The 25,202-nt window shown below is 57.5% G+C and carries 25 protein-coding genes; 17 read left to right on the top strand and 8 right to left on the bottom strand.

Features of this window, described 5'->3' with window-relative positions; all coding sequences use genetic code 11:
• Positions 1-40 precede the first annotated feature (40 nt).
• A complete protein-coding gene (locus ABJM03_RS03705) occupies positions 41-1,216 on the bottom strand; it encodes an acetyl-CoA C-acetyltransferase (RefSeq protein ID WP_348415652.1) in 1,176 nt (391 codons plus the stop codon).
• A 141-nt stretch (positions 1,217-1,357) separates the two neighbouring features.
• On the bottom strand, positions 1,358-2,191 hold the full coding sequence (locus ABJM03_RS03700) for an EAL domain-containing protein (protein ID WP_348415977.1): 834 nt from the start codon (positions 2,189-2,191) through the stop codon (positions 1,358-1,360).
• 131 nt (positions 2,192-2,322) lie between these two features.
• Between ABJM03_RS03700 and ABJM03_RS03695 the strand changes: the two genes are divergently transcribed.
• The 6 genes from ABJM03_RS03695 (at position 2,323) to ABJM03_RS03670 (ending at position 7,227) form a co-directional block, all read left to right on the top strand.
• The gene (locus ABJM03_RS03695) at positions 2,323-2,892 is read left to right on the top strand and encodes a DNA-3-methyladenine glycosylase I (RefSeq protein WP_348415650.1); all 570 of its coding nucleotides are present in this window, start codon (positions 2,323-2,325) and stop codon (positions 2,890-2,892) included.
• Positions 2,893-3,006: 114 nt separating this feature from the next.
• Positions 3,007-3,483: a hypothetical protein gene (locus ABJM03_RS03690; protein WP_348415648.1), complete on the top strand. Its 477-nt coding sequence runs from the start codon at positions 3,007-3,009 to the stop codon at positions 3,481-3,483.
• A gap of 190 nt (positions 3,484-3,673) precedes the next feature.
• On the top strand, positions 3,674-4,294 hold the full coding sequence (rpsD, locus tag ABJM03_RS03685; RefSeq protein WP_348415647.1) for a 30S ribosomal protein S4: 621 nt from the start codon (positions 3,674-3,676) through the stop codon (positions 4,292-4,294).
• A 162-nt stretch (positions 4,295-4,456) separates the two neighbouring features.
• Positions 4,457-5,539 (top strand): histidinol-phosphate transaminase, encoded by a 1,083-nt coding sequence (gene hisC / locus ABJM03_RS03680; RefSeq protein ID WP_348415645.1) that lies wholly within the window; start codon positions 4,457-4,459, stop codon positions 5,537-5,539.
• A 3-nt stretch (positions 5,540-5,542) separates the two neighbouring features.
• The gene (locus ABJM03_RS03675; RefSeq protein WP_348415643.1) at positions 5,543-6,469 is read left to right on the top strand and encodes a prephenate/arogenate dehydrogenase family protein; all 927 of its coding nucleotides are present in this window, start codon (positions 5,543-5,545) and stop codon (positions 6,467-6,469) included.
• On the top strand, positions 6,466-7,227 hold the full coding sequence (locus ABJM03_RS03670; protein ID WP_348415641.1) for an extensin family protein: 762 nt from the start codon (positions 6,466-6,468) through the stop codon (positions 7,225-7,227). Before ABJM03_RS03675 ends, ABJM03_RS03670 begins: the two co-directional genes overlap by 4 nt.
• Here the strand turns inward: ABJM03_RS03670 and ABJM03_RS03665 are convergent.
• Positions 7,224-8,219, bottom strand: coding sequence for a DUF2125 domain-containing protein (locus ABJM03_RS03665; protein WP_348415640.1), 996 nt, complete (start codon positions 8,217-8,219; stop codon positions 7,224-7,226). The genes ABJM03_RS03670 and ABJM03_RS03665 overlap by 4 nt on opposite strands.
• 63 nt (positions 8,220-8,282) lie before the next feature.
• Between ABJM03_RS03665 and ABJM03_RS03660 the strand changes: the two genes are divergently transcribed.
• The 3 genes from ABJM03_RS03660 (at position 8,283) to ABJM03_RS03650 (ending at position 11,919) form a co-directional block, all read left to right on the top strand.
• Positions 8,283-8,813 carry a gamma-glutamylcyclotransferase gene (locus tag ABJM03_RS03660; RefSeq protein ID WP_348415638.1) on the top strand — a complete coding sequence of 177 codons (531 nt, stop codon included), beginning with the start codon at positions 8,283-8,285 and terminating at the stop codon, positions 8,811-8,813.
• Positions 8,814-8,881: 68 nt separating this feature from the next.
• Complete coding sequence (locus ABJM03_RS03655; protein WP_348415636.1) at positions 8,882-10,105, top strand: biopolymer transporter ExbB; 1,224 nt, start codon at positions 8,882-8,884, stop codon at positions 10,103-10,105.
• A gap of 2 nt (positions 10,106-10,107) precedes the next feature.
• On the top strand, positions 10,108-11,919 hold the full coding sequence (locus ABJM03_RS03650; RefSeq protein ID WP_348415634.1) for a peptidoglycan -binding protein: 1,812 nt from the start codon (positions 10,108-10,110) through the stop codon (positions 11,917-11,919).
• A 66-nt stretch (positions 11,920-11,985) separates the two neighbouring features.
• Here the strand turns inward: ABJM03_RS03650 and ABJM03_RS03645 are convergent, their stop codons facing one another.
• The 3 genes from ABJM03_RS03645 to gloB all read right to left on the bottom strand — a co-directional run bounded on the left by ABJM03_RS03645 (position 11,986) and on the right by gloB (position 16,297).
• Positions 11,986-12,879 (bottom strand): M23 family metallopeptidase, encoded by an 894-nt coding sequence (locus ABJM03_RS03645; RefSeq protein WP_348415632.1) that lies wholly within the window; start codon positions 12,877-12,879, stop codon positions 11,986-11,988.
• 62 nt (positions 12,880-12,941) lie between these two features.
• Positions 12,942-15,263 (bottom strand): ATP-dependent Clp protease ATP-binding subunit ClpA, encoded by a 2,322-nt coding sequence (gene clpA / locus ABJM03_RS03640; RefSeq protein WP_348415630.1) that lies wholly within the window; start codon positions 15,261-15,263, stop codon positions 12,942-12,944.
• A 242-nt stretch (positions 15,264-15,505) separates the two neighbouring features.
• A complete protein-coding gene (gloB, locus tag ABJM03_RS03635) occupies positions 15,506-16,297 on the bottom strand; it encodes a hydroxyacylglutathione hydrolase (RefSeq protein ID WP_348415629.1) in 792 nt (263 codons plus the stop codon).
• Between the two features lie 59 nt (positions 16,298-16,356).
• Here gloB and ABJM03_RS03630 point away from each other — a divergent pair, with 59 nt between their 5' ends.
• The gene (locus ABJM03_RS03630) at positions 16,357-17,091 is read left to right on the top strand and encodes a methyltransferase domain-containing protein (RefSeq protein WP_348415627.1); all 735 of its coding nucleotides are present in this window, start codon (positions 16,357-16,359) and stop codon (positions 17,089-17,091) included.
• A gap of 88 nt (positions 17,092-17,179) precedes the next feature.
• On the opposite strand, the gene ABJM03_RS03625 is transcribed toward ABJM03_RS03630, so the two are convergent.
• Positions 17,180-17,362: a hypothetical protein gene (locus ABJM03_RS03625; RefSeq protein ID WP_348415626.1), complete on the bottom strand. Its 183-nt coding sequence runs from the start codon at positions 17,360-17,362 to the stop codon at positions 17,180-17,182.
• A 642-nt stretch (positions 17,363-18,004) separates the two neighbouring features.
• On the opposite strand from ABJM03_RS03625, the gene ABJM03_RS03620 reads away from it, so the two are divergent.
• The 6 genes from ABJM03_RS03620 (at position 18,005) to ABJM03_RS03595 (ending at position 23,353) form a co-directional block, all read left to right on the top strand.
• Positions 18,005-18,565 carry a F0F1 ATP synthase subunit delta gene (locus ABJM03_RS03620; RefSeq protein WP_348415624.1) on the top strand — a complete coding sequence of 187 codons (561 nt, stop codon included), beginning with the start codon at positions 18,005-18,007 and terminating at the stop codon, positions 18,563-18,565.
• Positions 18,566-20,104 (top strand): F0F1 ATP synthase subunit alpha, encoded by a 1,539-nt coding sequence (gene atpA, locus ABJM03_RS03615; protein WP_348415623.1) that lies wholly within the window; start codon positions 18,566-18,568, stop codon positions 20,102-20,104.
• Positions 20,105-20,117: 13 nt separating this feature from the next.
• Positions 20,118-20,993, top strand: a complete 876-nt coding sequence (locus ABJM03_RS03610; protein ID WP_348415622.1) for a F0F1 ATP synthase subunit gamma — start codon at positions 20,118-20,120, stop codon at positions 20,991-20,993.
• 19 nt (positions 20,994-21,012) lie between these two features.
• On the top strand, positions 21,013-22,437 hold the full coding sequence (gene atpD / locus ABJM03_RS03605; protein ID WP_348415620.1) for a F0F1 ATP synthase subunit beta: 1,425 nt from the start codon (positions 21,013-21,015) through the stop codon (positions 22,435-22,437).
• 14 nt (positions 22,438-22,451) lie between these two features.
• Positions 22,452-22,880 (top strand): F0F1 ATP synthase subunit epsilon, encoded by a 429-nt coding sequence (locus tag ABJM03_RS03600; RefSeq protein WP_348415619.1) that lies wholly within the window; start codon positions 22,452-22,454, stop codon positions 22,878-22,880.
• Positions 22,881-23,002: 122 nt separating this feature from the next.
• Positions 23,003-23,353 carry an H-type lectin domain-containing protein gene (locus ABJM03_RS03595; RefSeq protein WP_348415617.1) on the top strand — a complete coding sequence of 117 codons (351 nt, stop codon included), beginning with the start codon at positions 23,003-23,005 and terminating at the stop codon, positions 23,351-23,353.
• A 102-nt stretch (positions 23,354-23,455) separates the two neighbouring features.
• On the opposite strand, the gene ABJM03_RS03590 is transcribed toward ABJM03_RS03595, so the two are convergent.
• Positions 23,456-24,475 (bottom strand): ribose-phosphate pyrophosphokinase, encoded by a 1,020-nt coding sequence (locus ABJM03_RS03590; RefSeq protein WP_348415615.1) that lies wholly within the window; start codon positions 24,473-24,475, stop codon positions 23,456-23,458.
• A 104-nt stretch (positions 24,476-24,579) separates the two neighbouring features.
• On the opposite strand from ABJM03_RS03590, the gene ABJM03_RS03585 reads away from it, so the two are divergent.
• The gene (locus ABJM03_RS03585; protein ID WP_348415613.1) at positions 24,580-25,176 is read left to right on the top strand and encodes a 2-hydroxychromene-2-carboxylate isomerase; all 597 of its coding nucleotides are present in this window, start codon (positions 24,580-24,582) and stop codon (positions 25,174-25,176) included.
• Positions 25,177-25,202 lie beyond the last annotated feature (26 nt).

Genomic DNA, 25,202 nt, shown 5'->3' with positions numbered 1-25,202 from the left:
ATTTCGGTTGGCGCGCAATTATATTACGCACCAGTCCTGTTTAAGGCCGTTCCAGGCACATGGCAACACCCATGCCGCCGCCAATACACAAGGTCGCCAGACCCTTTTTCGCGCCGCGGCGCTTCATTTCGAATACTAATGTGTTGAGGATGCGTGCGCCCGAGGCCCCGATGGGGTGGCCGATGGCGATGGCGCCGCCGTTGACGTTGACGATCGCCGGATCCCATCCCATGTCCTTGTTAACAGCACAGGCCTGCGCGGCAAAAGCCTCGTTCGCTTCGACCAGATCAAGGTCTTCTGGTTTCCAGCCTGCTTTCTCCAATGCCTTGCGCGATGCGAAAATAGGACCTGCGCCCATGATGCTGGGGTCAAGGCCAACGGTGGCGTAAGACGCGATGCGTGCCAACGGTTCGATGCCGCGCTTTTCAGCGTTATCAGCGCTCATCAGCAGGGCACCGGCAGCGCCATCATTGAGGCCCGAGGCATTGGCGGCTGTGACTGAGCCGTCTTTGGTGAAGGCGGGGCGCAGTTTCGCCATCGCGTCAATGGTTGCGCCGTGGCGGATGTATTCGTCCGCGTCCACAATGGTATCGCCCTTGCGGCCTGGCACGGTGTAGGCGAAAATTTCATCCTTGAAGCGGCCCGCTTTTTGCGCTGCTTCGGCTTTATTCTGGGAGGCGACGGCGAATTCATCTTGCTGGTCGCGGGAGATTTCCCATTTTGCGGCGACATTCTCGGCTGTCTGGCCCATGTGATAGCCGTTGAAGGCGTCCCACAATCCGTCTTTGATCATCGTGTCGATCAGCTTCATGTCGCCCATTTTCTGACCCGCGCGCATGGCTTGGGCATGGGGGGACATGGTCATGTTTTCCTGACCGCCGGTGGCGACGATATCGGCATCGCCTAGCTGGATGTGCTGTGCGCCAAGTGCAACGGCCCGCAGGCCGGAGCCGCAGACCTGATTGATGGACCACGCTGCCGATTCAATGGGCAGACCGGCATTCACATGCGCCTGACGTGCGGGGTTTTGCCCTTGGGCGGCGGTAAGGACCTGGCCCAGAATGGTTTCCGAGACGTCGGCAGCATCCACGCCTGCGCGCGCTACGATTTCTTTGAGCATTGCCGCGCCCAGATCATGGGCGGGGGTGCTGGCAAAGGAGCCACCAAAGCTGCCCACAGCAGTGCGGGCGGCGGAGGCGATAACGACATTGGTCATGGAAAACTGTCCTCTTGATATTGCAGGGCGCAGAGGACGCATAATCGCGCGGTGCGATGTGGCACACCATCATTCCTCCGCAATATGGAATGGATACCGCATCAACTGCTACACAGCAAGAACGCAGAGCTTGGGCCTGCTTCAGGCGCTTTGCGCGGGGGCAGAATTTCTAAGCCAGTCGGGCATCGTTGTCGGGGCTGCAAAGTAATATCCTTGGAGGCAGTTGATGCCGATCTCCATGATGACGGCAGCGTCCGCAGCGGTTTCAACCGACTCTGCTACTGTGAACATCTCGAACTGTTCGGCAATGCCGTGCAGCGCCCGCACGACGGCCTGATTATCCGGGTTTCGGGCGATGCCGCGGATGAACTGGCCTGATATTTTAAGGATATCAAAATCGAAATCCTTGAAATAGCGGATCGCAAGGTTGCCGGATCCGAAATTATCCAGTGCAAAGCAGATGCCATTGGGTTGTAGCCGGTTCATGAAGTCGATCACCAGCTCGGGCACAGTCATTGTGGATGCCTCGGAAATCTCGAGGATAAGACGCTCCCCGATATGGGGGACTTCGTTGAGGAACCGGTTCAGGCAATTCATCCAGGGCCGGTACCCGATAGAGCGCGCAGACATATTGATAGACAGGCGAATGCCGGGATTATTGCGCAGTGTGGTCAAGCCGTGGCGCAGGGCCAGCACATCAATCTGGCGGCCGATCTCGGTATCTTCTATCCGGCCCATGAACTCCCCCGCGGGGATGACGCGCCCTGTGGCGTCCAGAACGCGGATCAGCCCCTCGTAGAAGGCCGGTGTGGTGCGGTTGATGCCATGCATTACCGGTTGAAACGCGAGGAGTGTCTGGTTGTGTGTGATGGCTTCCTGCACCATTTCCATGGTGCTTTGGGATTGATTTGCGATGACATATTCCAGCGGGCTCCGCTCGCTGGAGGGGATATTCGCAATCATTCGTTTGTTCATGCCTTTCACGGTCGTATCCTTTGCGTCAGCTGCCCCGATGCGGGTGATGCGACCTTGCTGTGTGCCACCTAAAAAGGTGTTAACCGGCTAATTTTGTGCCAATTGTAGAAAAAGCTTAAAGGAGCAGGCGAATGGAGCGATGTGCATGGGCGGGGCCAGAGCAAATTTACATTGATTATCATGACACAGAGTGGGGCGTGCCAGAGTATGACAGCCGCGCGTTGTGGGAAAAGCTGATCCTTGACGGGTTTCAGGCAGGGTTAAGCTGGATCACGATCCTTAAAAAGCGAGACGCTTTTCGCGCAGCATTCGAGGGGTTTGATCCTCACGTTATTGCGACTTGGGGAGAGCATGACGTGCAGCGCCTATTGGGCAACGCCGGCATCATCCGCCACCGCGGCAAGATAGAGGCGGCCATTACCAATGCGCAGGCTTGGCAGCGCATTGAGGCCGGGCAGGGGTTTGATCGTTTCATGTGGGATTACGTCGGGGGTAAGCCGTTGCAAAACAAATTTAAAACGCAGGCCGACGTCCCGCCAAAGACGGCTTTGTCCGAGCAGGTGTCGAAAGACCTCAAGAAGGCGGGCTTCAAATTCTGTGGCCCGACGATTGTCTATGCGTGGATGCAGGCCTGCGGCTTGGTTAATGATCACCTTGTAACCTGCCACAGGCATGCGGCTTGTGCGGGTATGATGCGCTGAAATTGAACAAATTCCGGTGCAGATAACCTCTTGTTAGTAACTATCGGGAAGGGCTCGTGCCTTAGGTGCTTTTGCATCCCGGTATGTCCGGGGAGCAAAAGAGGATAGTAGGCAATGATGACGATTCAGGGCGGCATGCCCGCACAAAACAGCTATGGTCAGAATGCTTCGGGCCTAAGCGATACGCAAAAGGCGGGTCTGGCCCAAGCGTTGCAGAATTATGATGTTGAAAACCTGTCTGATGAAGATGCCAAGGGATTGGTGTCGCAAATTGATGAACTGGGGATCGAGGCGGGCAGGGATCTGACGGCAGCCTTGGGGAGCGTGGGTATCGATGCCAAAGCGCTAGGCGATCAGGCGGGCGGTGGCCCGGGTGGCGCTGGCGGTCGGGGAAAAGGTGGACCGCCCCCTGCTGGTGCCGGGCAAGGAGCTAAAGGCCCGGACAGTGCCGCGATCGAGACATTGCAATCGGTCGTCGAGCAGTTGCAGGAGGCGACCGAGACAGAAGAGGATTTCAGTCTGGTCCTTCTGGAAAGCCTTGAGGCGGCGGGGCTGGATACCTCATCGCCGATCGTAGATTATATGGTCTGATGGCCAGCACAGCGCGCGGGTGGCAAAATTTGTTTTTCGCGCGTTGACTCTGGATCGCAGCATCGTATAAGCGCGGCTCTATTGGTGTTGGTGGCCCTCGCAAGAGGATGCCTGTCGGGGGAAACCCAAAGGACAACGCCCTTTACCGCCCCATCTGCAATCCTGCGGGGGCCTTTGAAGGAGAACAGCCGTGACTAAACGTACAGCTGCCAAACATAAAATTGACCGCCGCATGGGCGAAAACATCTGGGGCCGCGCAAAATCCCCAGTGAACCGCCGTGAATATGGCCCCGGCCAGCACGGTCAGCGCCGTAAAGGCAAGATTTCCGACTTCGGTATCCAGCTGCGCGCCAAGCAGAAGCTGAAAGGCTACTACGGCGACCTGACCGAAAAGCAATTCCGTCGCATCTATGGCGAAGCCGAGCGTGTTAAAGGCGATACAGGTGAAAACCTGATCGGTCTGCTTGAGCGTCGTTTGGACGCGGTTGTGTACCGCGCCAAATTCGTTGCAACAATCTTTGCTGCACGCCAGTTCGTAAATCACCGCCACGTGCGCGTGAACGGCAAGCTCGTGAACATTCCTTCCTACCGTGTAAAAGAAGGTGACGTGATCGAAGTGCGTGACCGTTCCAAGCAAATGGTTGCTCTGGTCGAAGCCACACAGCTGGCCGAACGCGACGTGCCTGACTACATCGAGGCCGACCATTCCAAAATGACTGCAAAATTCGTGCGCACACCTAACTTGGGTGACGTGCCGTATCCGGTTGTTATGGAACCGAACCTTGTGGTGGAATTCTACGCGAAGAACTAAGTTTCTTCGCACTGAGTTTGGAAGGGCCGCATGTAACAATGCGGCCCTTTTTCGTTTGTCGCCCTGTTTTTCTGATATGCGTGCAGTCCATGCGACAAGTTGGGAGTGGCGCCCTGCCAGCCCCAAGGATAAAACGTTCCCAGTTTAGTTGGACCTGATAGAATGACACAGATGATTACGCCCCAGCCCGGTATCATGGATATTGCCCTTTATCAGGGGGGCGCGTCCCATGTCGCGGGACATGACAACGCGCTCAAGCTCAGCTCGAATGAAAACCCGTTCGGCCCGTCCGAAGCGGCGCTGAAGGCCTATGCGAAAGAGGGGCACCAACTGCACCGCTACCCCAGTTCGGACCACGCGGGGCTGCGTGCGGCCATTGCCGAAGTGCACGGGCTGGATGCGCAGCGGGTGATCTGTGGTGCAGGATCGGACGAAATCATCGCCTTTTTATGCCAAGCTTATGCGGGTCCGGGGGCCGAAGTTATACACACCGAACACGGCTTTGCCATGTACCGGATTTCCGCGCTTGCCGCCGGTGCTACGCCTGTTGAAGTCCCCGAGCATGAACGCGTCACTGATGTTGATGCGATCCTTAAGGCCTGCACGGATAAAACGCGTCTGGTATTCATCGCCAACCCCAATAACCCGACCGGCACAATGATTGCCGAGGCGGATGTGGCCCGTCTGGCCGAGGGGCTACCACCGCAGGCTTTGCTGGTGCTCGACGGTGCTTATGCGGAATATGTCGAAGGCTACGATGGTGGTGCTGCGCTGGTGGATCAGCGGGACAATGTCGTGATGACGCGGACATTTTCAAAGATTTACGGCCTTGGTGGGCTGCGCGTGGGCTGGGGGTATGGTCCGGCGCATGTGATTGACGTTTTGAACCGCGTGCGTGGGCCGTTCAACCTTACTAATGCGGCGCTGGCGGCGGCCGAGGCGGCGGTGCGGGATGTGGCTTATGTGGATTACTGCCGCAAGGAAAATGCGCGTTGGCGCAGCTGGATGGCTGATGCGCTGGCCAAACTGGGCGTGCCTTCGGATGTGTCCTTGGCCAATTTCATTTTGGCGCGCTTCACGTCGCAATCCGAAGCGGAAGCTTGTGATCTGCACCTCCAATCCCAAGGGCTGATTGTGCGCCGTGTGGCGGGATATAAATTACCGAGCTGTTTGCGCATTACCGTGGGCGACGAAAGTGGCTGCCGCCGTGTGGTCCATGCGGTTCGACAGTTCAAAGAGGACTGAGACATGGCGCAGATTTATGACCGCGTTGCCTTGATCGGGCTAGGGCTGATTGCGTCCTCGATGTACTGGGCGATGAAACAGGGCGGGCTGGCAGGCACTGTTACCGGCTATGCCCGTTCGGAGGAGACCCGCGAAACCGCGCGTGAAATCGGCCTGTGTGATGTGGTTTATGACGATATTCTTGACGCTGTGCGGGATGCGGATCTTGTTGTGCTTTGCGTGCCGGTCGGGGTGATGGGTACCGTCGCCCAGCAGATTGCACCGGCGTTAAAGCCGGGGGTCACAATCACGGATGTGGGATCGGTCAAGCGCGACGTGATCGAAAAAGTAAGCCCGCATTTGCCTGAAACTGCGCATTTCATTGCCGGTCACCCGCTTGCAGGGACCGAACATTCCGGCCCGCGCGCTGGCTTTGCCGAGCTGTTTGACAACCGCTGGTGCCTGCTGGTGCCGACCGAGGGCTCTGACCCTGCGGCCATCGCGCAACTGCGTGCGCTATGGGAAGGGATGGGATCAAACGTCGAGGAGATGGACGCCGATCACCATGATCTGGTGCTTGCCGTGACCTCCCATGCGCCGCATTTGATCGCTTACACGATGGTTGGTGTGGCTGATGATCTGCGCCGCGTGACTGACAGTGAAGTGATCAAATACTCAGCGGCGGGGTTTCGCGATTTCACCCGCATCGCGGCCTCTGATCCAACGATGTGGCGCGATGTCTTCCTGAGCAATAAGGACGCGACGCTGGAAATTCTTGGTCGCTTTACCGAAGAGCTGTTTGCCCTCCAACGCGCCATCCGGCAGGGGGACGGGGATCATTTGCACGCCTATTTCACCCGCACGCGCGCCATTCGCCGTGGCATCATCGAGGCGGGGCAGGATACGGACGCCCCTGATTTCGGGCGCAGCGGTGGAGCAGTCAAAAAATGAGACATTTGGCGGCTTTGCTATGCGTTACGGCCTCTATCGCAACTGCGGGGCCAGAGACCTCGGTGCGGCCAGAGTTGCGGCCAGGCGCGGCGCAGCCGCAGATCACGGCGGAAGGGACTATTGACCGACCCGAGGTAGAGCCCGCGCGCGAGGGCTTTTTCAAATCCCTGCGGCCAAAATTCCGTTCGCCCAAAGCAGCGCGCGAGCTGCGCCAGCGGCAAAAGGTGCTCGCGGCGGGGGCTGTGTGTGGCGATATCTCAATTCAGGGTGAAGCCATAGGCGCTGTGCCGGGGCGTATTTCCGGGTGCGGCGTTGATAATGCGGTGCGTGTTTCTTCGATTTCGGGGGTGCGGTTGAGCGCAAAGTCCACGATGGATTGCGGCACGGCACGCGCGCTCAAGACATGGGTAGACGGAAGTGCCAAGCCTGCACTGGCGAGCAAGGGTGGCGGCCTGCGCGAGATCAAAGTAGCCGCGCATTACGCCTGCCGGCGGCGCAACAATGCCAAAACGGGCAAGATTTCCGAACATGGCAAAGGGCGCGCCATTGATATTTCGGGGTTTGGCCTTGTTGATGGCAGTCAGATCACCGTGCTCAAAGGGTGGAATGCGCGATCCAGCAGCAAGGCTTTGCGCCGGATGCACAAAGACGCCTGCGGGCCGTTTGGCACAGTGTTGGGGCCCAAGGCGAATAAATTCCACCTTGATCACTTCCACTTTGACACGGCGCGCTATCGTTCGGGCAGTTACTGCCGTTAACGCAGGATAAGCCGCGGCGACGGGCCAAGCGGAAAGAAGCCTACGCGCATCTGACCGCCCGACATGGTGACCGGCAGGTCAAGCGTGCCATCCGCATCGGCCATAGCGCCCAGCACTTGCTCTATCGTGGATTGCCATTTGGACGGTATATTTGTCGTCGCGACCGCCATGTCAAAAATTCGCTGCCAATTCTGCACCCTCACGCGCAGCTCGCCGCGCGGCTCACCCTGATCGTTCACCTCCAGATCGCCAGAGGCTTCAACGCCGATCTCGGACCATATGGCGGTAAGCTGGTCAATCTGGATGCGGCGGGGTTGGGGGCGTGAGCCCGCGAGCGCACTGCGGTCCCAGTGGCGATCGAATGTCGCGGTGATATCCGCGACAACCGGTTCAAACGCGTCCGCCCATTCGGCGGGCATATTCATCCCTTGCCGCAATACACTGCCAAGGGCGACGCCGGTCGCTGTGATATCAATGTCATAGGTCAGCGGATCACCTGTTTGCACAACATCTGCTTGAAGCGCATCAACGCTGATCAATCGCCCCTCGACGGTATCGAGGGATAGCGTGCTGCCAGAGGCCTCAAGCGCCTCCAGCTCAAGGCTGGCACCGGGATGTAGTTTGATCGCGGCCAGCATACCATCCGAGGTCAGCGTCAAGCTTCCCTGCGGCGTGATTATGGCAATCGGGTCGGCTGGCAGGCTTAACGTGGCATCACCGGGCCAGTAAATCGGGGAGGAGAGCGTATATTCAGGCAACGCCAGTTCGCGCTGCGTGCGCGGGTCGGTGATCAGGACATCATGCTGAGTGGCCGCGATCTGCAAAGGGAAGCCTGCGCGCACTGTGTCCGCTATGCGGATCTCAAGCCCATCTGCGCGTTGCCGCTCCCAAAAGGCGGCGATGCTGCGCTCTAAACCCGATGTGGCCAACCACCACCAACCGGTGATGGCCAAAGCGATCAAAACGACAAGTCTTATAATCCAGCGGCCCATGGGCAACACCCCTTTTCATCCACGTATGGTTAGGGTTTACCTATGCCAACACAGGAGAACCAGATGAGTATGTGGGTATTTGGCTATGGGAGTCTGCTTTGGAACCCTGGTTTCCAGGTCGCGGAAAGCGTGATCGGGACATTGCCCGATTATGCGCGTTCGTTTTGCATGCGCTCGATCCACCATCGCGGCACGGTTGAACACCCGGGTCTGGTGCTGGCGCTGGACCGGCAGCCGGGGCAGGCCTGTTCCGGGATGGCGCTGCGCGTGGCCGCAGGGGCGGAGGCGCAGACGCTCGAGTATCTGCGCGAACGCGAACTGGTATCGTCGGCCTATGTCGAGAAAAATCTGGATGTCGCTCTGGAGGACGGGCGCACCGTCAATGCAGTGGTCTATGTTGTGGATGAATCGCACGATCAATATTGCGGGGATCTGCCATTGGAAGAGCAGGCAAAGATCATCGCACAGGCTGTCGGGGGGCGCGGGCCGAATACGGAGTATCTGTATAATACCGCCGATCACCTTCATACGGTCGGGTTAGAGGACGACGCGCTTGATTGGCTGGCTACACGGGTGCGCGAGCTTGCCGCATAAATCTTTTGGATTGTGCTGATTTTACGTTAACAATGGCCGCATAACAAACCGGTCAGGAGCAGAGGCGCATGGCGCAACCAGACCAGAAATTGAAACCTCAGTTTTCTCAACCGATCAGGCAGATCACTTTGATGTTGATGGTGCTTGGCCTATCGGGGTTCGGTGTCTTTGTCGCCTTGCCGCGCGTCTTGCCGGTGTTTCAGGCCAATCCCTATCTGAACGGTTTCATCCTGTTCGTATTCCTGATTGGCGTGGTGGCCTGTTTTCATCAGGTCTTGCAGCTGATCGGCTCGGTCCGCTGGATCGAGAATTTTGCCGCCGATAACGAAACGCCGAATGATACGCCCCCCCAGATGTTGGCCCCGTTGGCGGCGTTGTTGCGCACGCGCGGCGCACGTATGCAGGTGAGCGCCTCTTCGACACGATCGATCCTTGATTCCGTTGCCACGCGCATCGACGAAGCCCGCGATCTGACGCGCTACATCGTGAACACGCTGATTTTCCTTGGGCTTTTGGGGACGTTCTATGGATTGGCAACGACAGTGCCCGCCATTGTTGACACGATCCGAAGCCTCGCGCCGCAGGATGGGGAAAGCAGCACCGAGGTATTTGGGCGGTTGATGACGGGGCTCGAGTCGCAACTGGCTGGTATGGGCGTGGCTTTTGCGTCCTCGCTATTGGGGCTTGCGGGGTCTTTGATCGTCGGACTGCTTGAGCTGTTCGCAGGTCACGGGCAAAACCGTTTCTATCAAGAGCTTGAAGATTGGCTGAGTTCGATCACGCGGGTGGGTTTTGCGTCAGGGGATGACAGCACGCCCGAGCAGGCCATTCTTGCGGGGATGGTGGACCATATGGCCGAGCAAATGGAGAGCATGCAGGACATGTTCAACCGTTCCGAAACCGGGCGCGCCGAGGTCGAGCAGCAGTTAGGCAGTTTGGCCATTGCGATTGAACGGATGGCTGTGCAGCTTGGCGATCAAGGCGGTTCGGACGATGCTTTGGCGCGGATTGCGGCGGGGCAGGAACGGATGATTGCGGCGCTTGAGGCCCGCAACGCGGCACCGGAGGAGGCAAGCAATAGCACAGGGGATGCCGAAAGCCGGATGCGCCTGCGGTCGATTGATGTGCAAATGCTGCGCGTCCTCGAAGAGATTTCCGCCGGGCGTCAGGAAACTATGGCCGAGCTGCGCCAAGAGCTATCGCATCTGACCAAGGCGCTATCGTCGGCGCGCAGCGCAACCGAACCGCGACGTATACGCGCAACCGGTAAAACCGGTAACGAGGAGAGCTGAAAATGGCCCTGTCGCGACGCACAGGAGCACGGTTTCAGGCGTCCATCTGGCCGGGGTTCGTCGATGCGATGACCGGTTTGCTGCTGGTGTTGATGTTTGTGCTGACAATTTTCATGGTCGTGCAATTCGTCCTGACAGAGCAAATCTCAGGACAGGAAACCGAGCTGGACGAATTATCTTCCGAAGTCGCAGCGCTTGCGCAGGCTTTGGGGCTTGAGCAGCGGAATAGTGCGAATCTGGAAACGCAGGTGGGTGCCTTGCGCAGTTCGCTGTCAGAAGCGCAGGCGCAAAGTGCAGATCAGGCCGCGCTGATCGCAACGCTGCAATCCGAGCGTGCTGCGCAGGAGACTGCATTGGCAGACGCCCGGACCCGTATCACAAGTTTTGAGGCTCAGGTGGCATCGCTGATTGCGGACCGTGATGTGGCACGCGGGCAGGTGACTGACCTCGAAGCCCGCGAGGCTGCATTGCTGAGTGAGCAGGAGGCGCTGAACCTTGCTTTGGCGGCGAGCCGTGAGGAGATCGACGCACAGACCGAAGCGGCACGCCTAGCTGCCGCCCGCCGCGAAGCTTTGGAGGCTTTGGCCGCAGAGTTGCGGGCACAGAACGCCGACGCCGAGGCGCAGATTGACGGGCTGACCGCCGATGTTGCCGAGGCCCAAGAGGCGCTGTCGGCGCAGGAAGCTGCAGCTTTGGCCGACGCGGCGGCCGCCGAGGCGCTGCGCGCGCGTCTGCGGGACGCGGATACCGAGCTGACCGCGATGACGCTGTCGCTTGAGGCGCAGCGCAAGCGAGCGGAGGAAACGCTTACGTTGCTCGCCGCTGCACGTGCGGCCGAAGCCGAGCTGGATCAACGGCTTGCGGCGGCGTTGAGCGAAGAAAGCACGTTGGAAGATGCACAAGCGCGCATCGTTCAGCTTGAGGCGGAACTGGATACGGCGCAGACGCAAACGGACAGCGAGGTTGCGGATTTGCGCAACCGTCTTGCGGCGGCACTTGCCGCGAAACTGGCTATTGAAAACGCGGCTGATGAAACACAATCAGAGGCGGCGCAGCGCGCGGCCTTGTTGGCACAAGCGCAGGCGCAGCTCGCCAGTGAGCAAGAAACATCTGCTGCGGCTCAACGTCAGACCGAGCTTTTGAACCAACAGGTTGCGGCCCTGCGCGCGCAATTGCGCGATCTGCAAGGCTTGTTGGACGAGACACTGGAGGTTGACGCTGCCCGTGAGGTCGAGATGCAATCACTTGGCAGTCAGTTGAACACAGCGCTTGCACGGGTCGCCGCCGAGGAGCGGCGCCGTGCGGCATTGGAGGCCGCCGAACGGGCGCGTTTGGAGGCCGAAGCGAAGGACCTTCAGCAGTACCGTTCGGAATTTTTTGGTCGCCTGCGCAGTGTCCTGGGCGCGCAAGAAGGTGTGCGCATCGAAGGGGACAGATTTGTCTTCAGCTCTGAAGTGCTGTTCCCGCCGGGCGGGGCCGAGATTTCGGAAGAAGGACAGGGCGAGATCGCCAAAGTGGCGGATATTCTGCGGAATGTGGCGGTGGATATTCCGGACGAGATTGATTGGGTGATCCGCGTAGATGGTCACACGGATAACGTTCCACTATCGGGTTTGGGTGCATTCGCGGACAATTGGGAGCTAAGCCAAGCGCGGGCGCTTTCGGTTGTGAAGTTCATGTCCGGCGCACTTGGTATTCCGCCGGACAGATTGTCGGCAAACGGCTTTGGCCAGTATCAGCCGGTAGACACGGCGGATACCGATGAGGCCCGCGCGCGCAATCGGCGGATCGAGCTAAAATTTACCGAAAAGTAATTGTCACACATTGTGCACCGGACGTGCACCGCCCGTACCGCAACGCTGCGGCAGGCGGGGCGGTGGTCAGGGTAGGGTGAGTGTGAGGTTTTGTGCTTCGATGACATCGGACCCGCGTGTGAGGGTGGCTGTTCCACTGTATTCTCCGGCGGGCCAGCGATCTGTTCTGCGCTTTTTGCCGATGGCACGGAAGGATTGGGCCTGTGTGCGGTCCAGTTCGATCTTTTGTTCGATTACGGTGCCATTGGGGCCGTTAAGTGCCATGTGGATGACATCACCGGCGCGGGTGCCGAACAGGAAGGCGTATATAACCAGCGCGTCACTGGTTTCGTTGGGTAGAGGGACGGTATTTGCGCGGATGGCGGTGAAATCCGGTATGGCGGGGGCCGTGCCAATGGCGACGATGCCACCCGCGCGGTAGGGGGGCAGGTCGGTCCAGAGTGTGTCGGGGTCCTGTGCGCCGCAGGTGATTGCACCATCAGGATCAAAAGGGTCAACCACGGCACCGTCTTTGCGCACGGAGAGATGCACATGGGGGAAGGCCGCGCGGCCTGACATGCCTACCTGCCCCAGGATATCGCCGGCCTGAACCTGTTGGCCCTGCTCGACCGTGATCGATCCCCGCCGGAGATGGCAGTATTGCGTTTCCCAGCCGTCGGCGTGCTGGAGGACAACGCCATTGCCGCATTCCTTTCCGGCTATTTGTTCGGCCCTGTCGGAGGAATAGCGGATGTCGGCCATACCGTCGCGGACGCCTCTGACCGTGCCCGCAGCAGAGGCGAGCACATCCACGCCCTGTTCGATCATGTCATAGGTCCGCAGGGCAAAGTCGGTGCCCTTGTGGCCATCATAGCTAAGGCCGCTGCATTGGAAATCCGAGGCATCGGGGCCGGGATCATGATCGACATATTGCTGGATGTAACAGGGACCCGTCAGATCGCAGTCGATGGGGGTGGCCAAAGAAAAGTCCTCTGCCGTGGCGGGCACGGCAAAGGACAGGAGCAAGAGAGACGCAAAGCGCATTATTCCGCGGTAAGCAAAGGCGGTTTATCACCTGAAAGGCGCGGGCTGTCGGGACCCTCAATCACGATATCAAGCTCACCTTTCTTGACGCCGACCTTGACGATGCCGCCTTTGGCGAGCTTGCCAAACAACAGCTCTTCGGAGAGCGGTTTCTTGATGTGCTCTTGGATCACGCGGCCAAGGGGACGCGCACCCATTTTGTCATCATAGCCTTTGTCGCCTAGCCATTCGGCGGCTTTGCGGCTCAGCTCGATGGTGACATTGCGGTCCATCAGTTGCGCTTCGAGTTGCAGCACGAATTTCTCGACCACCTGCATGATGACTTCTTTTGGCAGGGCACCAAAGGAAATCACGGCATCCAGACGGTTGCGGAATTCGGGCGTGAAGGTACGCTCAATCGCGGCGGTGTCTTCGCCGGTGCGGCGGTCGCGACCAAAGCCGATGGCTTCTTTGGCTTGTTCAGAGGCACCTGCGTTCGAGGTCATGATCAGCACCACATTGCGGAAGTCCACGGTGCGGCCGTTGTGATCGGTGAGTTTGCCGTGGTCCATAACCTGCAACAGGATGTTGTAGACGTCGGGGTGGGCTTTTTCCATCTCGTCGAGCAGCAGAACGCAGTGGGGATCCTGGTCCACGCCATCGGTCAGCATGCCGCCTTGGTCGAACCCAACGTAACCTGGAGGGGCACCGATCAGACGCGACACCGCGTGTTTCTCCATGTATTCGGACATGTCAAAACGCAGCAGTTTTACCCCTAGCGTATCGGCGAGCTGTTTGGCCACTTCGGTTTTACCCACACCTGTGGGGCCCGCAAAGAGGTAGTTCCCGATGGGTTTTTCAGGCTCGCGCAGGCCCGCACGGGCCAGTTTGATCGCCGAGCTGAGCGCCTCGATCGCTTTGTCCTGACCAAAGACAACCCGTTTGAGCGATGCTTCGAGGTCTTTGAGGACCATAACATCATCCTTGGAGACGCTTTTTGGCGGGATGCGCGCGATTTTTGCGACAACGGCTTCGATCTCTTTGGTGCCGATGGTCTTGCGGCGCTTGGAGGCGGCGACAAGATGCTGTGCGGCGCCGGCTTCATCAATCACGTCGATGGCGGAGTCGGGCAATTTGCGGTCGTTGATATAGCGGTGTGCAAGCTCCACCGAGGTTTTGATCGCATCGGCGGTGTATTTGACGCTGTGATGGTCCTCGAAATAGGGCTTGATGCCTTTGAGGATTTTCTGGGCGTCTTCAACCGAGGGCTCGTTCACGTCGATTTTCTGGAAACGGCGTGCGAGAGCGCGGTCTTTTTCGAAATGCTGGCGGAACTCTTTGTAGGTGGTTGAGCCCATGGTGCGCAGCTTGCCGCCCGCGAGCGCGGGTTTGAGCAGGTTAGAGGCATCCATCGCGCCGCCAGATGTGGCACCGGCACCGATCACGGTGTGGATTTCGTCGATGAAGAGCACGGCATCGTCATGTTCTTCCAGTTCGGTCACGACGGCTTTGAGGCGTTCTTCAAAATCACCGCGGTAGCGTGTGCCGGCCAGTAACGCGCCCATGTCGAGCGAGAAAATGGTGGTTTCCGACAGCACCTCGGGTGTTTCGCCTGCGACGATCTTGCGGGCCAGACCTTCGGCGATGGCAGTTTTGCCAACGCCCGGATCACCCACCAGCAGCGGGTTGTTCTTGCGGCGGCGGCAAAGCACCTGAATGCAGCGCTCTACCTCCGAGTCGCGGCCGATCAGCGGATCAACATCGCCGTCGCGGGATTTCTTGTTCAGGTCCACGCAGTATTTATCGAGCGCTGATTCCTTTTTATCGCCCTCGGTCACGCCTTGGACTTCTTCCTCATGCTCGGGCGTGCCGGAGACGGGGCGTTCTTCGCCAAAGGCGGGGTCTTTTGCCACGCCATGTGCGATGAAGTTGACCGCATCATAGCGCGTCATATCCTGTTCTTGCAGGAAGTAGGCGGCGTTGCTTTCGCGTTCGGCAAAGATAGCGACCAGCACGTTTGCGCCTGTCACCTCGGTGCGGCCGGAGGATTGCACATGGATCGCTGCGCGCTGGATTACGCGTTGGAACGCGGCTGTGGGCACAGCTTCGGAGCCTTCGACATCGGTGACCAGATTGCTCAGGTCTTCGTCGATGAATTCCACCAGCGTATCGCGCAATTCGTCAACGTCGACGGAACAGGCTTTCATAACCTGTAGGGCGTCAGGCTCATCCACCAGCGAAAGTAGTAAATGTTCCAGCGTCGCAAATTCGTGTCGGCGCGCATTCGCAAGAGCGAGGGCGGCGTGAATGGACTGCTCTAGTGTGTTCGAGAATGAAGGCACGTGGGTGCTCCTTTTCGATGGGGGTCGGTGGGGGCGTGAAGTATGCCAGCGCCTTTAATCCGACCATGGCCTGATAGTATTAGAGTTTGGTTGATCGGGGCGCGTCTTCAAGTCCTTTTTGAGATAAATGTGTAACAATTGGTTTCAGGAGCGTCACCGGCTTGGTTTTCCGGCAGTTGTAGGCCTTGTTCGCAACAGCTTTTCACACAGTGTTGAAGGCTTTGTGAAAATTCGGGGATATTTCAGAATTGGTCCTTCCGGTGGCGGACCTCGGCAAAAACCTCGGTATCGCTTGCGTCCTGCATCTGGATTGTTGCGCGAAGGGCGGGGTCATGGGCGCGTAAAAACGGGTTTGTCGCCCGTTCAAGCCCCATGGTGGAGGGAACGGTGAACGCGCCTTTTGCGCGTGCTGTATCAATATCGCGCATCCGTTGTTGCAGTGCGGGGTTATCGGGATCAACGGTAATGGCAAAGCGCGCATTGGCGGCGGTGTATTCGTGGCCGGAACAGATTTGTGTATCATCGGGCCAATCCGCCATTTTGGACAGGCTGGCGTGCATCTGGGAGGGGGTGCCTTCAAACAGGCGGCCACATCCCAGCGCCATGAGGCTATCTGCGGTAAATGCGGCCTTTGCTGCGGGGGCGTAAAAGGCGATATGGCCGATGGTGTGCCCCGAGACATCCATCACCTCGATCTGCGTTTCGCCCAGTGTGAAGCTGTCGCCATCGCCAAGCGCGACATCAAGCGGGGGCAGGCGGTGGTTGTCCTTCGCGGCGCCATAGACAGGGGCGGGGTGATCCGCCAACAGCGCCTTGAGGCCTTGAACGTGATCATCGTGGTGGTGGGTGAGCCATATCTGGTCCAGCGTCCAGCCGCGTGCCGCCAGTTCGGCCTTGATCGGCGCATCGTCTGGCACGTCGATCAGCGCTACAGCACCGCTGGCTTTTTCTTGCAGCAGGAAGGCGTAATTGTCCGCGAGACAGGCGATGGTGACGAGGATGTGGGTTTTGGTCTCAATCGTTGCCGAGGGCATGGGCAAGGCTCCTGTGCTGCGTTAGAGTAGGGAGGATGGCGCAATTAGGGGGCGTGTCAATGCATCTTGATGTGCAGGATCTGCGCAACTTTTATTACCGCAGTGCTTTGGGGCGGGCGGCGCAAAAGTCATTGCGCAACCGTATGCTTGAGTTATGGCCCGAAGCGCAGGGGCAGACGGTGGTGGGCTTTGGTTTTGCGGCACCTTTGCTGCGTCCCTATCTCAAGGATGCGCGGCGTGTGATTACGCTGATGCCCGGACCGCAGGGGGTAATGCCATGGCCTGCTGGCATGGCCAATACATCTGTGCTTACCGAAGAAACGCTTTGGCCGATCGAGACGGGGCATGTGGACAAGCTGGTGTTGATGCACGGGCTCGAGACGTCAGAGCGGGCATCGGATCTGTTGGAGGAATGTTGGCGGGTGCTGGGGCCGGGGGGTAAAGCGCTGTTTATCGTGCCCAACCGCGCGGGCCTGTGGGCGCGCCGCGACCGGACGCCATTCGGCTACGGGAGGCCGTATTCTCCGGGGCAGCTGGATGCGCAGTTGCGCAAGCACCAGTTCCTGCCCGAACGCCACGCGGGCGCGTTGTACCAATTGCCATCAGCCAAACGCACATGGATGAAATCGGGGGGGCTGTTCGAGCGGGTTGGCCGCAAGATGCCCACCATCATGGCCGGCGGTGCTTTTATGGTCGAGGCAAGCAAGCTGGTCTATCCGCCCAAGGGCAAGGTCGAACGGAGGCGCGCACGCGTGGCCATCGGGGTGATGGAGCCGAACGCCAAGGCGGTATAGGCACATCTACTGCAATTGAGAGGGTGGAGCCGGCGGTGTTTGCGACATTGCCGGGACGTGGTTTCAGGCGGATCGCCGTGAAAGCCGATTACTCGTCGCTGGATTCGAGTGGGCTAGGGACAGGATTAATTTGCGGCGTGTCATTGGTCGAATTCGGAGGATTCGCTTTGTCAGCGCTAACATTTTTTTTCTCTTCATTTTCGTCATCCCCGATAAATGCGGTGGCGATCAGTGCGATGCCAGTGAGGATCAGCAGGACCAAAGGTGTCATATGTGCTCCGATAGAACAGTTGGCCTGCACCCGTAAATGTGAGGCCAAAAATTATAGTCTATTTATAATATCCGGGATTTAATTCAACCATCCCGTGTTGGGGTTTCCTATTGAATTGAGGCGGAAATTTGTAACTCTGCGGGTTTTTGCAAGATGCCTTTGCGCTTCGCAAGCCGCCTTTTGGCGCAGGGGCGGGATCAGCCACGGGTTGGTGCGGCGTGTCTCGCGATACCCCTACCGCTAGAATTTCGCGACAGACTGTTCGATTAATGTTCCGTTAAGCCTTTAAATGAAAGGTTAGCTTCCTTTTTTGCAAAAAGTAGACGCGGTGAATCTGCCAGCACATGGTGGCTGTTTTCGGGGCCTTCGGGCGACGAGGGCTTGGTGACAGAATCGCGAAAATGTTACCAAAAAAATGCCAGTGCTTAAAATTTCCGCCGCATAAATTTGCGGCTGTTGTGGTCAAACCCTTGTAAAATAGGAAAGCGTTACAAAGGGCGGGACATTATACTATGTTGCGGCAAGCAGAACGGTCTGCTACATCGCCCATGATTTAACCGCTTGGCAATCTTTCGTCAGGCAGCGCCCACACACTGGCATCGCGATGACCGCGGTCCGGTGAAGACGTATGAGAGGATGGACGTGTCCGAACCAGCTTCGATCTCAACAGGCATTGCGCAGCGCTATGCGACCGCCGTATTCGAATTGGCCAAAGAGGCCAAAAAAGTCAAAGCCGTTGAAACGGATTTGACAGCCCTGCAAGACGCGATGAGCACAAGCGATGATTTTCGCGCTTTGATCCATTCGCCGATCTACACCCGTGATCAGCAGGCAGGAGCGGTTAGTGCACTTGCCAAAAAGATGAAGCTGTCGCCGATGATGGCCAACACGCTGTCGTTGATGGCGCAAAAGCGTCGTCTGTTTGTGTTGCCGCAGCTGGTGCAAACCCTGCGCGACATCATCGCCGAAGACAAAGGTGAAGTGACTGCAGATGTAACAACTGCAAAAGCACTGACCAAGACGCAGGCCGAAAAACTGGCCGCGTCTTTGAAGAAGACAACCGGTAAAACCGTGACACTAAACCAGACCGTTGATGAAAGCATCGTTGGCGGTTTGATTGTTAAAGTTGGCTCGAAGATGATCGACACGTCGATCCGCTCCAAGCTGAATTCCCTCCAGAATGTAATGAAAGAGGTCGGATAAATGGGTATCCAAGCGGCAGAAATTTCTGCAATCCTGAAGGACCAGATCAAGAACTTTGGTCAAGAAGCTGAAGTGGCCGAAGTGGGCCGCGTTCTTTCCGTCGGTGACGGTATTGCGCGCGTCTACGGTCTGGACAATGTCCAGGCGGGCGAGATGGTCGAATTCCCCGGTGGTATTCAGGGTATGGCCCTGAACCTCGAAGCGGACAACGTTGGTGTTGTTATCTTCGGTTCCGACCGCGACATTAAAGAGGGTGACGTTGTAAAGCGTACAAACTCGATCGTGGACGTGCCAATCGGTGACGAACTGCTGGGCCGCGTTGTTGACGGCTTGGGGAACCCCATTGACGGCAAAGGCCCGATTGGCGCGACAAAGCGCGGTCTGGCCGAAGTCAAAGCGCCGGGCATTATCCCGCGTAAATCTGTGCACGAGCCAATGGCAACCGGCCTGAAATCTGTGGACGCGATGATCCCTGTTGGCCGTGGCCAGCGCGAATTGATCATTGGTGACCGTCAGACTGGTAAAACAGCTGTTGCACTTGATGCGATGCTGAACCAAGCGCAGGTGAACAAAGCTGCTGGCGACGACGAGAGCAAGAAAATGTACTGTGTGTACGTTGCGATCGGTCAGAAGCGTTCCACTGTTGCTCAGCTGGTTAAAAAGCTCGAAGAAACAGGCGCGATTGAATATTCCATCGTTGTTGCCGCAACCGCGTCCGAGCCTGCACCAATGCAGTTCCTCGCGCCTTACTCCGCGACAGCCATGGCCGAGCACTTCCGCGACAATGGCCGCCACGCTTTGATCGTTTATGATGATCTTTCCAAGCAAGCGGTTTCTTATCGCCAGATGTCCCTGTTGCTGCGTCGTCCACCCGGGCGTGAAGCGTACCCAGGTGACGTTTTCTATCTTCACTCCCGTCTGCTTGAGCGTTCCGCGAAGCTGGGTGATGATGCAGGCAACGGCTCTTTGACAGCTCTGCCGATCATTGAAACCCAAGGTGGTGACGTTTCCGCGTTTATTCCGACCAACGTGATTTCGATCACCGACGGTCAGATCTTCCTTGAGACCGAATTGTTCTACCAAGGCATCCGCCCTGCTGTGAACACCGGTCTGTCGGTTTCGCGTGTTGGCTCCTCGGCTCAGACCAAAGCGATGTCTTCGGTTGCCGGCCCTGTGAAACTGTCCTTGGCTCAGTACCGCGAGATGGCGGCCTTTGCTCAGTTCGGTTCCGATCTTGATGCTTCCACACAGCAGCTGCTGGCCCGTGGTGCGCGTCTGACCGAGCTGATGAAGCAGCCACAGTACAACCCGCTGACCAACGCTGAAATCGTTTGCGTAATCTACGCAGGCACCAACGGCTATCTGGACAAAGTAGAAGTAAGCGACATTGGCCGCTTTGAAGCTGCTTTGCTGAAGCACCTGCGCAGCAAAAATGCTGATCTTCTGGAAGATATCACCAACAACGACCGCAAGGTTAAAGGTGAGCTGGAAGACAAAATCAAGGCGGCTCTCGACGCGTTCGCTGCTGACTTCGCTTAAGGAGAGATAGGCAATGCCCAATCTCAAGGACCTTAAAAACCGGATCGCGAGTGTGAAAAACACCCGTAAGATCACTAAGGCCATGCAAATGGTTGCCGCGGCGAAACTTCGCCGCGCGCAGGAAGCTGCCGAAGCGTCCCGCCCTTATGCGGAGCGTTTCAACGCGGTAATGGCTTCGCTTGCCGCCTCTGTGGGTGGCTCTGATACGGCACCCAAGCTGTTGTCAGGAACGGGCAAGGATGACGTGCATCTTCTGGTGGTTATGACCGCCGAGAAGGGCCTTTGCGGCGGGTTCAACGCGAACATCGCCAAAAAGGCGCGTGCGCATGCTCAGGACCTGATTGCAGCCGGTAAGGAAGTCAAAATCCTGACCGTGGGCAAAAAGGGCCGTGACCAGCTGAAGCGGGATATGTCCGAATACTTTGTGGGTCACGTTGACCTGACCGAAGTAAAGCGGATCGGTTACGCCGATGCGCAGGGCATTGCCAAGGACGTGCTGGGCCGTTTTGACGAAGGTGAGTTCGATATCGCTACGATATTCTACTCGGAATTCGTCAACGTGGTCAGCCAGATCCCAACGGCGTTGCAGATCATTCCGGCCAAGTTCGAGCAGTCCGAGGGCGAAGCGCCCGACGCCTTGTTTGATTATGAGCCGTCTGAGGAAGCAATCCTTGCTGATCTTCTGCCGCGTGGTGTGGCAACCGCGATCTTTTCGGCTCTGTTGGAAAACGGAGCATCCGAACAGGGTGCGCGCATGTCCGCGATGGACAATGCGACACGCAACGCGGGCGATATGATCGAAGACCTGACGATCGAATACAACCGGTCCCGTCAGGCTGTCATCACCAACGAGCTGATCGAAATCATTTCCGGCGCGGAAGCGCTGTAAGATATTGGAGTAACACGACATGGCAAAAGCAGTCGGTAAAATCACCCAAGTCATCGGCGCTGTCGTTGACGTAAAGTTCGAGGATCACCTGCCGGAGATTCTGAACTCTTTGACGACACAAAACCAAGGCAAAGACCTGATCCTCGAAGTGGCTCAGCACCTTGGCGAAAACACAGTACGTACCATTGCAATGGACGGGACCGAAGGTCTGGTTCGTGGTCAGGACGTAACTGACAACGGCGCGCCGATTTCGGTTCCTGTTGGTAACGCCACATTGGGCCGCATCATGAACGTTGTGGGCGAGCCCATCGATGAAAAAGGCCCTGTTGCCGCTGATGAAAAGCGTTCGATCCACGCCGAGGCACCTGCCTTTGCTGATCAGGCGACAACATCCGAAGTTCTGGAAACAGGCATCAAAGTTATCGACCTTCTGGCACCATACGCCAAAGGTGGTAAAATTGGTCTGTTCGGTGGTGCCGGTGTTGGTAAAACCGTTCTGATCATGGAATTGATCAACAACATCGCCAAAGTGCACTCGGGTTTCTCCGTGTTCGCGGGTGTTGGTGAGCGTACCCGTGAAGGGAACGACCTTTACCACGAGATGATCGAATCCAACGTTATTGTTCCTGACAACCTCACAGAGTCCAAAGTGGCCCTGGTTTACGGTCAGATGAACGAGCCTCCAGGTGCGCGTATGCGTGTTGCTCTGACAGGTCTGACATTGGCCGAGCAGTTCCGTGACCAATCCGGTACAGACGTTCTGTTCTTTGTGGACAACATCTTCCGCTTCACACAGGCCGGTTCCGAAGTTTCCGCTCTGTTGGGTCGTATTCCTTCCGCGGTTGGTTACCAGCCAACACTCGCAACCGACATGGGTGCGATGCAGGAGCGTATTACCTCGACAAAATCCGGCTCCATTACGTCCGTTCAGGCCGTATATGTTCCTGCGGATGACCTTACCGACCCTGCGCCTGCGACATCCTTTGCGCACCTCGACGCGACAACGGTTCTGGATCGTTCGATCTCGGAAAAAGGTATCTACCCTGCGGTTGACCCACTGGGCTCCACCTCGCGTCTGCTCGATCCACTGGTGATCGGTGAAGAGCACTATAAAGTCGCGACAGACGTTCAGCAGGTTCTGCAGCGTTACAAATCCTTGCAGGACATCATTGCCATTCTCGGCATGGACGAACTGTCCGAGGACGACAAACTGACCGTGGCACGTGCGCGTAAAATCGAGCGCTTCTTGTCCCAGCCGTTTGACGTGGCCAAAGTGTTCACCGGCGCAGACGGTAAGCAGGTTCCACTTGCAGAAACAGTACAGTCGTTCAAAGCGGTTGTTGCTGGTGAGTATGACCACCTGCCCGAAGGTGCATTCTACATGGTAGGCGGCATCGAAGAAGTGAAGGCGAAAGCCGAGAAAATGGCAGCAGACGCAGCCTAAGGGAGCACTGAGCAATGGCAGACACGATGCAATTCGATCTGGTGTCGCCTGAGCGGCGCCTTGCTTCGTCCCAAGTGGTTTCGGTGCAGATTTGTGGTGCGGACGGTGATTTGACGGCTATGCCTGATCACGCCGCGACCATCACAACCCTGCGTCCGGGTCTTTTGACGGTCGATGGTCCTGAAGGTCAGACACAATACGTTGTGACAGGCGGTTTTGCCGAAATCACGCTAAAGGGCGTTTCGGTTTTGGCCGAACGTGCCGTACCGCGTGATGAGATGACCCAAGAGACCATGGATGAGATCATGGAAGAAGCCAGAACCATGTATACCAACGTGAAAGAGGCTTTTGATAACCAACCTGGTCCCGTTGATGACGCGGCTAAGCTGTTGTCGGACATGGTCGCCATGGGCGAGCACATGGGGCTGTCAGCCAAGGTCTGAACCCACTACATTACGTTACAGGAGGCCTCGCTGGATCAGCGGGGCCTTTTGGCTTTCAATTAAGGGTTGTTTTCCTTTAAATATGGGACGCGATTGATCCAAAGGTGTACGGAAAGACAAGTATGAAGAAGTTGCGTAGTTTGATTGTCGGCGTGGATAGCGGGGACGAGGTCCTGTTTCAGGATTTTGAAGATGGCGGTGAAATGTGGACCGGCCGCGGCCAACGTGAACGCCGCCGGCGGATCAAGTTCTCGGAGAAATATCTGAGCGTGCCAACGGTGCAGTTGTCGATTTCATTGTGGGATATGGATGCTGGCTCTGTGCTGCGCGCGGATGTGGCGGCGGAGACTGTCACGGAGAAGGGCTTTGACATGGTGTTTCGCACATGGGGCGACACGCGGGTCGCACGCGCGCGCATCGCGTGGACGGCCATTGGTGAGCTTGAGGACTCGGATGCTTGGGATGTTGGCTGAGGCTGGCGAAAGCTGGGCTTTGACCTGACCGAGCGGGGGAGGCGGAGTTGCCAAGCTCATGCAAAGCCCGGCAACTTCGATAATTATAGGGCCAGCCGTGATTTAGCTGGCCGGATACATGCCGTCATAGATCGGGCCAAGCGATTCCTGCTCAAACAGGGACGACACTGATGTGCCGTTCCAGATGTTGAGGATCGCCTGTGCAAACATGGGAGCCGTCGGCACAATGCGGATGTTCGGGGCATTTTTGACCGCCTCTGTGGGTTGGATGCTGTCGGTGATCACCAGTGATTTCATCACCGAGTTGGTCACGCGCTCAACCGCGGGGCCGGACATGACGCCGTGGCTGATATAGGCGTGAACCTCTTTCGCGCCGTTCTCCAGCAGCACTTCGGCGGCCTTGCACAGGGTGCCAGCGGTGTCGCAGATGTCGTCGATGATCAGGCAGGTTTTGCCTTCTACGTTGCCGATAACGGTCATCTCTGACACTTCACCGGCTTTCTCGCGGCGCTTGTCCACAATCGCCAGCGGAGCGTCCAGACGTTTGGCCAGCTCACGCGCACGGGCCACACCGCCAACGTCCGGGGAGATGATCAGCAAATCGTCCATCTGGTCTTTGAAGGCGTCTTTGATGTCGAGAGCAAAGACAGGGGAGGCATAGAGGTTGTCCACAGGGATATCGAAGAAGCCCTGGATCTGCGCGGCGTGCAGGTCCATTGTCAGGATGCGTTCAATGCCGGTGTTGACCAGCATATTCGCGATCAGCTTGGCGGTGATGGGGGTGCGGGCCTTGGTCCGGCGATCCTGACGGGCATAGCCGAAGTAGGGAAGCACCGCTGTAACCCGCTGGGCCGAAGAGCGGCGCAGCGCATCGGCCATGATCAGCAGTTCCATCAGGTTGTCGTTTGCGGGGTTCGATGTGGGTTGGATAATGAACATATCCTCGCCACGTACATTTTCAAAAACTTCGACGAAAATCTCGCCGTCATTGAAGCGTTCAACTCGGGCATCAATGAGGTCAACATTTGTGCCACGATGTAGCGACATGCGCCGTGCGATGGCTTTTGCCAATGGCATGTTGGCATTGCCGGAAATCAGCTTCGGCTCGGAAGTAATAGGCATGAGGGAGGGCTCCGTGGCAGCGGTATAACAGAATCGTTACGTTGAACCCGCATTAACATGTGCCTAGGGTCAGGCAAAGAGAACACGCCGGAATGGAGCTTCAAATGCAGCGTATTGATTACTATTTTGCAACCCTGTCACCCTATTGTTACCTTGCCGGGACGCAGCTTGAAAAAGTAGCTGCGAAAAACGGGGCCGAAATCAACTATAAGCCCTTTGATATTTTACAGGCCTTCCCGCGCACAGGGGGCACGCCTCCGAAGGATCGTCACATCAGTCGCGTGGAATACCGTGCTCAAGCGTTGGTGCGTGAGGCAAAGAAACTGGATATGCCGTTCAATCTGCAACCGGCCCATTGGCCGACCAATGGCGCTCCGGCGGCTTATGCTTTTATTGCGGCGCAAAATGCGGGCGGCGGCGATCTTGGGGCGCTGGTCCATGCGATCACTCGCGCGGTCTGGGCCGAGCAAAAAGACATCGCGCAGGATGATGTCGTGAAGGCCTGCCTGTCCGAGGCGGGGTTTGATCCGGCTTTGGCAGATAGTGGTTTGCTAACGGGTGCGGAAACCTACTCCCGAAATCTCGAAGAGGCTGTGGAAGCCGGTGTGTTCGGGGCACCGTTTTACGTGATCGGGGATCAGCGGTTCTGGGGGCAGGATAAGATCGAAGATGTCGATCTGTATCTTCAAGGTAAGCTATAGCGCAACTGCATACGCTGACGTATGGT

The organism is Sulfitobacter sp. (assembly GCF_039977885.1).
Lineage (GTDB): Bacteria > Pseudomonadota > Alphaproteobacteria > Rhodobacterales > Rhodobacteraceae > Sulfitobacter.
The sequence above is the reverse complement of the archived record's forward strand: the minus strand, read 5'-3'. Positions and strand labels throughout refer to the sequence as shown.